Source organism: Mycobacterium sp. UM_Kg27 (assembly GCF_000972905.1).
Classification (GTDB): domain Bacteria; phylum Actinomycetota; class Actinomycetes; order Mycobacteriales; family Mycobacteriaceae; genus Mycobacterium.
The window spans coordinates 1-12,000 of the sequence record NZ_JRMM01000032.1; the positions used below are offsets into that span (position 1 = coordinate 1).

General features: G+C 66.5%; 12 protein-coding genes. 5 read left to right on the forward strand and 7 right to left on the reverse strand.

From position 1 onward, the window contains the following. Positions 1-887 (forward strand): acyl-CoA dehydrogenase family protein (locus tag LI94_RS07550; RefSeq protein ID WP_046300811.1); only part of this gene is annotated, 887 nt, incomplete at its 5' end. A 4-nt stretch (positions 888-891) separates the two neighbouring features. Here LI94_RS07550 and LI94_RS07555 read toward each other — a convergent pair. Beyond that, positions 892-2,109: an enhanced intracellular survival protein Eis gene (locus tag LI94_RS07555; protein WP_255351885.1), complete on the reverse strand. Its 1,218-nt coding sequence runs from the start codon at positions 2,107-2,109 to the stop codon at positions 892-894. 72 nt (positions 2,110-2,181) lie between these two features. Here LI94_RS07555 and LI94_RS07560 point away from each other — a divergent pair, with 72 nt between their 5' ends. Then, on the forward strand, positions 2,182-3,240 hold the full coding sequence (locus tag LI94_RS07560; RefSeq protein WP_046300812.1) for a dihydrodipicolinate reductase: 1,059 nt from the start codon (positions 2,182-2,184) through the stop codon (positions 3,238-3,240). Positions 3,241-3,258: 18 nt separating this feature from the next. Here LI94_RS07560 and LI94_RS07565 read toward each other — a convergent pair whose 3' ends face one another. Beyond that, positions 3,259-3,846 (reverse strand): PepSY domain-containing protein, encoded by a 588-nt coding sequence (locus tag LI94_RS07565; protein WP_052739897.1) that lies wholly within the window; start codon positions 3,844-3,846, stop codon positions 3,259-3,261. Positions 3,847-4,076: 230 nt separating this feature from the next. Here LI94_RS07565 and LI94_RS07570 point away from each other — a divergent pair, with 230 nt between their 5' ends. Beyond that, positions 4,077-4,520: an MmpS family transport accessory protein gene (locus LI94_RS07570; protein ID WP_024440748.1), complete on the forward strand. Its 444-nt coding sequence runs from the start codon at positions 4,077-4,079 to the stop codon at positions 4,518-4,520. Further along, the gene (locus LI94_RS07575; RefSeq protein ID WP_046300813.1) at positions 4,517-7,435 is read left to right on the forward strand and encodes an MMPL family transporter; all 2,919 of its coding nucleotides are present in this window, start codon (positions 4,517-4,519) and stop codon (positions 7,433-7,435) included. The genes LI94_RS07570 and LI94_RS07575 overlap by 4 nt, the downstream gene beginning before the upstream one ends. A gap of 20 nt (positions 7,436-7,455) precedes the next feature. On the opposite strand, the gene LI94_RS07580 is transcribed toward LI94_RS07575, so the two are convergent. Genes LI94_RS07580 through nadD form a run of 5 tightly spaced genes read right to left on the reverse strand, consistent with a single transcriptional unit; the run spans position 7,456 to position 10,724 of the window. Beyond that, on the reverse strand, positions 7,456-8,298 hold the full coding sequence (locus LI94_RS07580; RefSeq protein WP_046300814.1) for a DegV family protein: 843 nt from the start codon (positions 8,296-8,298) through the stop codon (positions 7,456-7,458). A 6-nt stretch (positions 8,299-8,304) separates the two neighbouring features. Then, positions 8,305-9,054 carry a diglucosylglycerate octanoyltransferase gene (gene octT, locus LI94_RS07585; protein WP_024440751.1) on the reverse strand — a complete coding sequence of 250 codons (750 nt, stop codon included), beginning with the start codon at positions 9,052-9,054 and terminating at the stop codon, positions 8,305-8,307. After that, positions 9,044-9,727: a glucosyl-3-phosphoglycerate phosphatase gene (gene gpgP / locus LI94_RS07590; protein WP_046300815.1), complete on the reverse strand. Its 684-nt coding sequence runs from the start codon at positions 9,725-9,727 to the stop codon at positions 9,044-9,046. Before gpgP ends, octT begins: the two co-directional genes overlap by 11 nt. Then, positions 9,724-10,119, reverse strand: a complete 396-nt coding sequence (rsfS, locus tag LI94_RS07595; protein ID WP_024440753.1) for a ribosome silencing factor — start codon at positions 10,117-10,119, stop codon at positions 9,724-9,726. The genes gpgP and rsfS overlap by 4 nt, the downstream gene beginning before the upstream one ends. Then, positions 10,116-10,724, reverse strand: a complete 609-nt coding sequence (gene nadD, locus LI94_RS07600) for a nicotinate-nucleotide adenylyltransferase (protein WP_255341875.1) — start codon at positions 10,722-10,724, stop codon at positions 10,116-10,118. Before nadD ends, rsfS begins: the two co-directional genes overlap by 4 nt. 188 nt (positions 10,725-10,912) lie before the next feature. On the opposite strand from nadD, the gene LI94_RS07605 reads away from it, so the two are divergent. Next, entirely contained in the window at positions 10,913-11,959 is a 1,047-nt protein-coding gene (locus LI94_RS07605; RefSeq protein ID WP_024440755.1) for a class I SAM-dependent methyltransferase, read from the forward strand. The last annotated feature ends 41 nt before the right edge of the window (positions 11,960-12,000 follow it).

The following is a 12,000-nucleotide window of genomic DNA, read 5'->3' on the forward strand; positions in this document are numbered from 1 at the left end:
CAGATGTGTATAAGAGACAGGTCGTACACGGGGCACTCGGGCCGGGCGCGCTGATCGCCGAGCGCGGCACCGCCGAGCAGCGCGCGCTGCTCGACACCGTCGCCGAAGGCGAGCGGATTCTGGCGTTCGCCCACACCGAACCGGGTATGCGGGGAACCGCAGGCAAGGTGACCACCACAGCGGTGCCGCAAGGTGATTCGTGGCAGCTGAGCGGACGTAAAAACCCGGTGCTGACCGGGGATCGCGCCGACACATTCGTCGTCAGCGCTGCATTGCCCGATGGCGGGACCGGACTGTTCCTGGTCGAGGCAAGCGCCGACGGCGTGGCCCGTCAGCCCTACCGGACCTTCGACGGCCAGCGCGGCGCCCAGCTCGACTTCGCCGATGCCCCGGCCACTGCGCTGGGTGAGGCGACCGACGCCTCGGCCGCCATCGAGCGCGCCGTCATCCGCATCTCCTCGGCACTGTGCGCCGAGGCGGTCGGCGCGATGGAAGAGGCCTTGCGGCTGACCACCGACTACCTCAAGACACGCAAGCAGTTCGGGGTCACCCTCAACACCTTCCAGACCCTGACCCAGCGTGCCGCCGACATGTACGTGTCGCTGGAGTTGGCCCGCAGCATGAGCATGTACGCGGCGATGTCGCTCGCCGACGGCAACTACGACCCGGTGATCGCGGCGCGCGCCAAGCTGCAGGTCGGCCGGTCCGGGCGCCACATCGCTCAGGAGGCCATCCAGTTGCACGGCGGGATCGGGGTGACCTGGGAATACCCGGTCGGGCACTACGCGGCCCGGCTCACCGCGATCGACCACACCCTGGGCTCGTCGCAGGATCAGCTGCACGTGCTCATCGACAACCTGAGCAGCTACGACCTGGCGAAGCTGTAGCAGCCTAAAAGCCGAAACCGATTTGGGCGGCGACGTCGTGGGCGAACGCCGCATCCAGACGACGCACCAGGGCATCGTCGCGACACCGTAGCCTGCCGGCTCTGGCAAGCGACGATGCCCGGTGCGCGCCGAAATACAGGCTGCCCAGCACATCCAGGTCCAGCTCCACCTCGGTGTCCGCCTCGGTCGGGGCGCACTCGGCGACCCCCTTGCGTATTGTGAGCGCGAATCGCCCACCATCGCTGCGGAAACCGTCACGCACCGCCACGACGAAGGTCAGCTCGGGCAGGTCCACGGTGTAGCGGCGGGCCATGAGCACAGCGGGGATGTCCATCATCCGCAGCCACAGACCGTCCGAACGCCCAGTGGTGGTGGCCAGCCGGGTATCGGTCAGCAGGTAAGGCATGGAGTCGTCGGGGTAGGTCTCGACGACGATCTTCCCCATCAGGTCCAACCCGAGCAGCGCCCGCCACAGTGCGGCGTGTGCCTCCGGGGTCACCGCCCGGAACTCCTCGACTCGCACCGTCTTTGGCTCACCGGCGTGCACGCGGTAGAGCACATAGCCGTCGGGATGCAGCATCGCGAGCCATTCGGTGCCGCCCTCGCGGGTGTTCTCCCGGTCGGCGAGCAGGTCATCCCAGAGCACCAGTGGGCGCGCCAAACCGCCCGGGACTCGCTGGCGCCAGCGCTGGTAGATCACCGCGAACTCGTCGCGGCTGTCGGCCGCTTTGACCAGCCGTACCCCGCCGGGGTCGGGCGCGTCGGGATGCAGCTGGGCGAAGCGCCGGTCGATGGTCAGCTCGTGGTCCACCGTCGCCGGACCGTAGCCGAACCGCCCGTAGATGCCGCCTTCGCTGGCCGTCAACGCCGCAATCGGATAACCCGAATCGGCTATGCGCCTGTGCAATTCGGTATACATCATTCGCAGCACGCCGCGGCGGCGGTGAGTCGGAGCCACCACGACGTAGCTGACCCCCGCCGCCGGCAGCACCGCCCCGCCGGGCACGGTCAGCTCCAGATCCAAATAGCCCGACATGCCGACCACCGCATCGCCGTCGCAAACTACCAGGGAACTGTCGGGCGAGGTCAGGGTCCGCCAGGCGGCCATCGACTCGGCGTCCCAGTCCTCACCGAAGCCGACAGCGCCCAGCACTGCCATCGCAGCCCAATCGTCATCGGTGGCGGTCCGCAGGGTCAATGGTGGCGATACCTTGCCGGTCACGTCGATCGAGGCTGCCACAAACGCTCGGGGACCGCACCCCAATAATGTGGGATACACCCGTCACCGAGGAGCATGATGCCCGCTGCCACCCGCCCGCTTCGCGTCATTCAATGGACCACCGGAAACATCGGGCAACGCTCGTTGCACGCCATCATCGGTAGGCCCGACATGGAGCTGGTCGGCGTCTACGCCCACGGCAAGGACAAGATCGGGGTGGATGCCGCCGAGCTGGCCGGCTGGCCGGAACCCACCGGCATCACCGCCACCAACGACATCGACGCCCTGATCGCACTGAAGCCCGATGCGTGCTGTTACAACCCGCTGTGGCCGAGCATCGACGAACTGGTCCGGCTGCTGGAAGCCGGGGTGAACGTGTGCTCGACGGCGGCCTGGATCACCGGGGGCAAACAGAGCGCGCAAGACCGCAGACGCATCGAGGACGCCTGCCGGGCCGGCAACTCGACGATGTTCGGCAGCGGCGCGCACCCGGGGCTGACCAACATGGTCGGAATGGTGCTGTCCGGGGCGTGCGAGCGGGTCGATGAAATCCGGATCACCGAATCGGTGGACTGCTCGACCTACGAGTCGGCGGCCACCATGGCGGCGATGGGCTTCGCGCAGGATCCCGCCACCCCCGGGTTGGCCGAAAGCGTCCGTCGCGAAAGCGAAGTCTTCGCCGAGTCGGCGGCGATGATGGCCCATGCGATCGGCGCGCGGTTGGACCGCATCACCTTCGATGTGCAGTTCACTGCCGCGACCGGCGACAGCGATCTGGGCTTTATGAAGATCCCGGCGGGCACCGTCGGCAGCGTGTTCGGTTATCACCGCGGCTGGGTCGGCGATCACAACGTGGTCAGCGTCGGCTTCAACTGGATCATGGGCGACCGGGTCATCCCGCCCAAGCCGGTGGCGCACGGCCACGTCATCCAGGTGTTTGGGCTGCCCAATATGCGCACCGTCATCAACTGCCTGCCGCCGAAGGAGTGGAACGAGCCGAATTTCAACGGTTTGGGCTCGATCTACACGGCGATGCCGGTGACCAACGCGGTGCCGGCGGTGGTCGCGGCGGAACCGGGCATCGTCACGCTGGCCGATCTGCCCCCGATCACGGGCCGCACCGGCGTGCTCTAAGCGGCCGGAGCGCCGAATCTATACCTGCCGGTTGGCGGTGACCGCCCCCGTCGCTGCGTCGACGTTGACGTCTCGCTCGGCCAGGTTGTCGTCCCACACGTCGGCTTCCCAGATGACCGTGCCGTTCATGTCGAGCAGGCTCAGCTCGGTGATCGAACTGTTGGGCACTGCCCCCAGTACGCGCTCCACGGCGCTGCGGTAGTCCAGATGGGTGCCGGCCACATTGGCGCGCCGCTTGGCCTTGTCGGCGTTGCTGTCGTCAGTCGCGTCGGGGCCGACCAGCACGGACACCCCATCAGAGTCGACCTTGACCTGGTGTTCGGTGCCGTCTGGAGTGACCACCCCGGCCTTCCAGGTACCGGCGTCGCTGGTCTGACTCTCGATGAAGATCAACACGCTGTTGGGTACTTGCGCGATCGCGAGGTCACCGGCGCGAAGCAGGGTCTGCGGATCGGGCGGCGCGTCGGGGCGAGTCCACGACGCCTCAGGGGCCGATGCTTCCTGCGAGGACGCGCCGGACGCGCCCCTGCCGCTGCACCCGGACAGCATCAGCACTGCCACGATGACCACGGCACCGAATCGGACGACTTTCCCCAGAGCGTGCATCAGCGGCCATGCTACTGAAGTCTGAGCGTTGGCGCTGAACTCGAGGCGGACGTCGGTGCCCGCGCGCCAGCCCGGGCCGAGTCAGCGGATCTTGCGTTCCTTAGCCAAGCGAAGGTTATGCTGCCGAAGGGCGCGATTCGCGGAACCATCGATGCTTCCGCCGAAGCCGGGGGAACAGACCGTCCAGCGCCGACGTTCAACCGCATTATCGACAGGCGGAAGGCGGTGAGATGGCGAAAATCTCGGCCGCCGGCATGCTTAAACGGTATTGGATTCCACTGGTCTTCATCGTGGTCATCGCGATCTCGAGTGTGATCGTCAGCCGACTGCACAAGGTGTTCGCCTCAGAAGACCTCAATCCCCACGCCGGTGCCGGCATCGAAATCGTCCAGTTCAACCCGAAATACGTGGCCTACGAGGCCTTCGGGCCGCCGGGTACCACCGCCGACATCAACTACTGGGACGCCGAGGCCAACGTCCATCAACTCACCGGCGTGCCCCTGCCGTGGACCTACACGGTGGTCACCGTACTGCCAGCCGTGATGGCCAACATGATCGTGCAGGGCAACACCGGTGAGATCGGCTGCCGTATCAAGATCGACGAACGGCTGCTTGACGAACGTCGTGCCACCGGCCTCAATGCCCAGACCTTCTGCCTGGTGAAGTCCGGATGATCAAAAAGATCAAAGATCAGCTGGACAGCCGGCAGGATCCGCACGTCAAGCGGCCGTTCTTCGCGCACATGCTGCGAATATTCGCGGTGCCGATCATCATCATCTGGATCGTCCTCACGGTGCTGGTGAATGTCCTTGTGCCCCAGCTGGAAGTCATCTCCGAGGAACACTCCGCGCCGCTCGCGCCCGTCGATGCGCCGTCGATGATCGCCAGCAAGCTGGTCGGTGAGAACTTTCAGGAATACAAATCCAACAGCACCGTGATGATGGTGGTGGTGGGCGAGGAAGAACTCGGCGATGCCGCTCACCATTACTACGACGAGATCGTCGCGAAGCTGGTTGCCGACACAGCCCATGTCGAACACGCCCAGGACTTCTGGCGGGACCGACTGACCGCGGCAGGCGTGCAGAGCTCCGACGCCAAGGCCGCCTACATCATGCTCAACCTGGTCGGCAACCAGGGCATGACCGAGGCCAATGATTCGGTCGTCGCGGTCCGGCAGGCCATCGACGACACCCCAGCTCCGCCCGGGGTTCAGGCCTACGTCGCCGGGCCGGCCGCGCTGACTGCTGATCTGCGGCAGATCGGCGACTCCAGTCTGGTCAAGATCACCCTGTTCACCATCGGCGCGATCGCGATCATGCTGCTGATCGTCTTCCGATCGGTGTCGGCGATGCTGACCCAGCTGTTTCTGACCCTGCTCGAGCTGATCTGTGCTCGCGGCGTCGTCGCGGTCCTCGGCTACAACGACGTCATGGGCCTGACCACGTTCGCGGTCAACATCATGGTGATGCTCGCGATCGCCGCAGGCACGGACTACGGCATCTTTCTCATCGGCCGGTACCGGGAAGCCCGGCTGGCCGGCGAGGACCGGATCGATGCGTACTACACCACCGTGCGCAGTGTCACGCCGGTGGTGTTGGGTTCGGGTCTGACCATCGCCGGGGCGTCGGCGATGCTGTATTTCACCCGGCTGCCCTACTTCCACACCATGGGCATTCCGGTCTCGGTAGGCATGCTCGTGGTGGTCGCGGCCGCCCTCACCCTGGGGCCTGCCATGCTGGTGGTGGTCACCAGCTTTGGCCTGCTTGACCCCAAAAGAGCCAGGCCGGGCGGGTTCTGGCGCCGGGCCGGCGTGTCGGTGGTGCGCTGGCCGGGGCCGATCGCGGTGGCCAGCCTGGCCATCATCCTGATCGGTCTGGTCGCCCTGCCGGGGTTCAAACCCGGTTACGACGACCGCAAGTATCTGCCCCAGGGCACCCCGGTAAACGTGGCCTATGCCGCTGCGGAGAAACACTTCTCGGCGGCCCGGATGGCGCCGGACATCACCATGGTCGAATCCGACCACGACATGCGCAATCCGGCCGACATGCTGGTGCTGGACCGGGTCGCCAAGAACATCATGCGGGTGGTCGGGATCGGGATGATCCAGGACATCACCCGACCGCTGGGGATTCCGCTGCAGCACAGCTCGATACCGTTCCAACTCAGCGTCTCCAACCAGCTGATGATCCAGAACATGAAGACGCTCAAGGACCGGATCAAGGACATCGACACCATCTCCCAGCAACTCGACAAGGACATCGAGTTGCTGATCCAGATGTACGGGTACCTCCAGGAGGTCGACCGCACGTTCGACGACACGGCCGAGGTCACCCGAAACACGGTGGACGTCTCCGACCGGATCCGCGACCACATCGCGGAGTTCGACGATCAGTTTCGCCCGCTGCGCTCCTACTTCTACTGGGAGCCGCACTGTTTCGACATCCCGATGTGCAACGCGCTGCGCAACACCTTCGACGCCACCGACGGCATCGACCAACTCGCCGAGCAGTTGCACTACCTGTCCGACGACATCACCAAGACGGCACGCCTGCTGCCGCAGGCGGTCGAACTGCTGCCGGCCGTGGTCGACACCATGCGGATCATGCGCGGACTGGTGCTGACGGTGCACTCGACGTTCTCGGCGTTCATCGATCAGATGGAGGACCTGAGCAACACCCAGATCATGATGGGTCAGAGCTTCGACGACTCCAAGAACGACGACTTCTTCTACCTGCCCGCAGAGGCGTTCGACAACAAGGACTTCCAGACCGGTCTCCGGCTGTTCATGTCACCGGACGGCAAGTCGGCACGGTTTTTCGTCACGCACCAGACCTATCCGGCGACCGCGGAGGGCATCAAACGGGTCGAGCCGGAGCGGATCGCTGCCCAAGAAGCCCTGAAGCAGTCGTCGTTGGCGGACGCCAAGGTCTACATCGGCGGGATGGCCGCTCTCTATGAAGACATGCAGAACGGCGCCAAGTACGACCTGATGATCGCGGTCGTGGCGTCGCTCACGCTGATCTTCTTGATCATGATGATGATCACCCGAAGCCTGGTGGCCGCAGCGGTCATTCTCGGCACCGCATCCAGTTCTATCGCCGCGTCCTTCGGCATCTCGGTGTTGATCTGGCAGCACATTTTCGGCCAGCACATCTATTGGGTGACACTGGTGCTGGCGGTGATCGTGTTGCTGGCCGTCGGCTCGGATTACAACCTGCTGCTGGTCTCCCGCTTCGAGGAGGAGATACACGCGGGGCTCAAGACCGGCTACATACGGGCGATGGCGGGCAGCGGCGGCGTGGTGACCTCGGCGGGCATGGTGTTCGCCGCCACCATGGGCATCATGTTCTTCAGTGATCTCAAGGCCATCGGCATGTATGGCACCACCGTGGCAATCGGTTTGCTGCTGGATACCTTCGTGGTCCGGGCGTTCTTCATGCCGTCGATCGCCACGTTGTTGGGCAAGTGGTTCTGGTGGCCGCAGGTGGTCCGGCCGTGGGGTCCCAACAAGAACGTTCGCGGGATCGCGGCACACACCCCGCGTGAAGAGTCCACCGACACAGACAGATTCGCGGCGCCCGCGCAGTAGGCAGGCCGGGGTCGACGCGCTCAGGCCCCGCCCGGATCGACATCGACACACACCGCGACGGCACCGACGCCCACGTGCAGGGCCAACGTCGGACACAGGCTGGTGATCACCGCGGGCGCACAGACCGGCAACCGCTCCGCCAGCGCACCGGCGACCTCCTGGGCCCCCTGCGGATTGGCGACGTGATGCACCGCCAGTGCCGCTGAGCGATCCCCGACCACATCACAGACCCGGTCGATCATCGACGCGACGGCCTTGCTGACGGTGCGGATGCGTTGCGCCAGAACGAGCTTGCCATCCTCGACCGCCAGCAGCGGTTTGAGCGACAGGGCGGTTCCCAGCCACGCCGCCGCGCTGCCGATCCGGCCGCTGCGCCGCAGGTTGTCCAGCCGCTGCACCACCATGTAGGCGTGAGCACGCTGCACGGCGGCGTCCGCCGCTTCCGCGACGCCTTGCAGGTCGGCGCCGCCGGCGGCCGCTCGAGCCGCGGCCAACACCGCGAATCCGGTGCCCATCGCGGCCGATTTCGAGTCGATCACCCGCACGGCGGGACCGATCTGGCCGGCTACCTGCTCGGCGGTGCCGAACGTCCCGGACAGCGCCGAGGAAATGTGCACCGCCACCACCCCGGAGCCCGCGCTGTAGTCCAGCGCAGTGCGGTAGACCTCCGCCAGCTCCTGCGGGCCCGCCCCGGATGTGGTGACGCGCTCGCGCGCATAGATGTCCGCGGGCACGTCGTCGACGCCGTCGCGCAGATCGGCTCCGTCGAGCAGGATGTGCAGCGGTACCGTGCGAATCCCCCAGCGGTCACGCACCTCGAGAGGCAGGCAGGCCGACGAGTCGGTGATGACGACGACGCTCATCGGGGGTCACCCCAACGGGCCGGGCACGCCGGCCTCACCCAGGGCCTTGAGCATCAGGTCGGCGACAGCCCGGTGCGCCTCGAAATTCCAATGGATGCCGTCCGGATTGGCGCGGCCGCTCATGACCTCGTCGCCCACCGCGGCCTTCAGGTCCACCAGGGGTACATCATGTTCCCGCGACCAGGCCGTGATTGCCCGCACCGTGGGTTCCCGTCCCTGGTGGGCGCGGCCGTAGGTGTCCGCGATGTGCACCGACGGCAGCGAAGCCACAATGGGAATGCCTGGCCTGTTGAAATCTATTGCACCCCTGGTCATCTCGAGATATTCCACGGTGAGATGCGGAGGTAGGGCCGCCCGCGCCACCGGCGAGAGCCGGGGCTGCAGCCAGCCGTAGCCGTCGCGGACCCAACGCCGCAGCCAGGCCGGCCGCACATAGCGGATCAATTCACGCATGGCCGTCGGCCACACCGAGGGCAGTGAGTCCATCCCGCTGGTGGCGAAGATGACCGCCCCGGCCCGCGGCAGTGCCGCCCACGCCCGCGGGTCCTGGGTGGACGCCCACCAGACGTCTCGGCTGGTCCAGCCGATCCGACCGATCAGTTCGACATCCCAGTCCAACTGGCTGGCAACGATGTTCGGCCAGATCCGCGGATCATCGGCGGGCAGCCCGCCGGTGGGCCCGTAATAGGACAGCGAGTCGGCGAAGACCAGCAGGGTGGGACGGGCTTGCGCGGGCTTCCGCGGTTCAGAGGACATCGCTGGCCACCTGTGCTGAGGCGTTCCAGACGTCGAGACGCCATCGCACATCGGCGAAGTCATCCTGGTCTGAATCGGTTCCGTCGGAGTATCCGCTGAGCTGGGTCCAGCTGGCGTTGGCCATCCCGCCCAGTGCCGGCCAGTTCTCTACCGGCAGCCGCAGCAACGCCGCTGTCAGAGCGGCGATCAGCCCGCCGTGGGCGACCAGCACCACCGGCTGATCGGCGTGCTCTGCTCTGCCCCAGTCCGGCTCCCCTGCCACCAACTCGCGCACCAACGGAACGCTGCGCTCGGCCACATCGATGCGGCTCTCCCCGCCGTGGGGTGCCCATCGGGCGTCGTCACGCCAAGCCAGCCGGGCGCCCGGTGCGGCGGCGTCGACCTCTTCATGGGTCAGCCCCTGCCAGTCACCCAGATGCGTTTCCCGCAACCTGGTGTCCACTCGGACCTGCAGCCCGTTGTGCTCGGCCAGCACGGTGGCGGTGTCGTAGGCCCGCCACAGATCCGAGGACACGATCAGCAGCGGGTGTCGTTTGCGCAGCACCTCTGCCGCCGCCTCCGCCTGCGCCCGACCCAGGTCGCTGAGAACGGTGTCCAGCTGACCCTGCATCCGGCTGCCGGCGTTGAACTCGGTCTGGCCGTGCCGCAGCAGGATCAGCCTGCGGACCCTCACGACGCGTCCTCGGGGGTCGGCTCAGCGGCCGAGTCCGCTAAGTCCACCGGCACCAGCGGGCAGTCCTTCCACAGCCGGTCCAGCGCGTAGAAGTCCCGCTCGTCCTGGTGCTGGATGTGCACCACGATGTCGACGTAGTCCAGCAGAGTCCAGCGCCCCTCCCGAGTGCCCTCGCGGCGCGCCGGCTTATAGCCGGCCAGGCGCATCTTGTCCTCGACCTCGTCGACGATCGCGTTGACCTGGCGCTCGTTGGAGGCCGAGGCGATGACGAAGCAGTCGGTGATGACCAGTTGCGCTGAGACATCGATCACGACGACGTCATCGGCCAGCTTGTTGGAGGCGGCGCCGGCCGCCACGGTGGCCATCCGCACGGCCTCGGGTGTCGCGGTCATTGTTGGTCTCCGGGGGTCGGTTGGTAGAGGCGGCGCTTGGACACGTACTGGACCACCCCGTCTGGTACCAGGTACCAGATCGGGCGGGATTCTGCCGCGCGCCGGCGGCAATCGGTAGACGAGATCGCCAGCGCCGGCACCTCGACCAGCGTCAAAGCGTGCGGCGGCAGGGAGCCGAGCGCATCAGCGAGATGATCGCCGTTGAGCTCGTAACCGGGCCGGCTCACCCCCACAAACCGCGCCATCTCGAACATCTCCGGCCAATCCTGCCAGGACAGAATGGTGGCCAGCGCGTCCGCACCGGTGATGAAATAGAGCTCGGCGTCCGGGTTCTGTTCCTGCAGGTCACGCAAGGTGTCTTTGGTGTAGGTAGGACCGCCGCGATCGATGTCGGCGCGGCTCACCGAGAACCGCGGGTTGGACGCGGTGGCGATCACCGTCATCAGGTAACGGTCCTCCGCGGCGGTGACCCGACGGTCCTTGAGCCACGGCTGGCCCGTCGGCACGAAGACCACCTCGTCGAGCTCGAACAGGTCGGCGACCTCACTGGCGGCGACCAGGTGGCCATGATGGATGGGATCGAACGTCCCACCCATGACTCCCAGCCGCCGTTTTCGCACGATAGGCCAGCTTACTTGGGGTCCTCGTCGACCTGAGCGCACTGGTCGCACCGCTCGGCCCCGGCCTAGGCGGCCGATGCGCCAAACGGCTTTCCGCTTCGGCGTACGCTCACCGAAGGACGCAACCCCCCGTTGCTACCCCGAAGCCAATGCCAATCGTGTAGAAGATGTCTGTGGAAGATTTTCCGGTGAGCTCAATAGATCGCGCCCAGGCGGCCAAGAACGCCATGGTCAGGCGTTTTTACACGCGTGCCCAGACCAGCGGCGAGATCCGGCTGCCGGCAGTGCCGAGCATGCTCGAGGAATACGTCACGATGTGCTCTGCCGTGTTCGCCGGCCTGGGCAAGCCCTTCAGCGACGACGAACTCGCCCGCCTCCGAGAAGTCCTGGCGGGCCAACTGGCTGAGGCCTACTCGCACTCACTGCGCTCGCACATCGTCATCTCCTACAACGCCCCGATCGGCCCCACTCTGGACTACACGGTCCGTGCCCAGTGGAACAGCGTCGCGGACGCGTACGCCGCCTGGCTGGACACGCGGAAGCCACCGCTGTTCGGCACCGAACCCGACGCACGGGTCTGGCACCTCGCCTGCGAGGCCGACGATCCGGCCTCCCATCGGGTGCTCGAGATCGGCGGGGGCACCGGGCGTAACGCCCTGGCGCTGGCGCGTCGCGGTCATCCGGTCGACGTCGTCGAGATGACCCCGAAGTTCGCCGAGATGCTCACGACCGACGCGGCGGCGGAGTCCTTGGACGTGCGCGTCATCGTGCGCGACGTCTTCGAAGACGCCGATGACCTGCGCGACGACTACCAGATGATGGTGCTTTCTGAGGTGTTGACCGATTTCCGGTCCACCGCGGAGCTACGCAGCCTGTTCGAGCTCGCCGCCCGATGCCTGGCCCCCGGCGGGCGCCTGGTGTTCAACAGCTTCCTGGCGCACGACGGCTACGAACCCGACAGTGCCGCCCGGGAATTCTGCCAGCAGGTGTACTCGGGTCTGTACACCCGCGCCGAGATGTCGGCCGCGTCGGCCGGCCTACCCCTGCAGCTGCTCTCCGACGAGTCCGTGCATGACTACGAGAAAACGCACCTGCCCGAGGGCGGCTGGCCACCCACCAGCTGGTACATCGAATGGATCAGCGGGCAGGACGCGTTCCGCACCACACGGGAGGAAAGCCCGATGGAGTTGCGCTGGCTGATCTACCAGCGCACGCACTGAGCGACCGGGACGGCCCCTGGAACTGGGCCAGCTCCCGGGTC

Coding starts and splice junctions, on each gene's coding strand:
- LI94_RS07560 (WP_046300812.1), top strand. CDS start 2,182: ATGATGCCCGCTGCCACCCGCCCGCTTCGCGTCATTCAATGGACCACC.
- LI94_RS07565 (WP_052739897.1), bottom strand. CDS start 3,846: ATGCACGCTCTGGGGAAAGTCGTCCGATTCGGTGCCGTGGTCATCGTG.
- LI94_RS07570 (WP_024440748.1), top strand. CDS start 4,077: ATGGCGAAAATCTCGGCCGCCGGCATGCTTAAACGGTATTGGATTCCA.
- LI94_RS07575 (WP_046300813.1), top strand. CDS start 4,517: ATGATCAAAAAGATCAAAGATCAGCTGGACAGCCGGCAGGATCCGCAC.
- LI94_RS07580 (WP_046300814.1), bottom strand. CDS start 8,298: ATGAGCGTCGTCGTCATCACCGACTCGTCGGCCTGCCTGCCTCTCGAG.
- octT (WP_024440751.1), bottom strand. CDS start 9,054: ATGTCCTCTGAACCGCGGAAGCCCGCGCAAGCCCGTCCCACCCTGCTG.
- rsfS (WP_024440753.1), bottom strand. CDS start 10,119: ATGACCGCGACACCCGAGGCCGTGCGGATGGCCACCGTGGCGGCCGGC.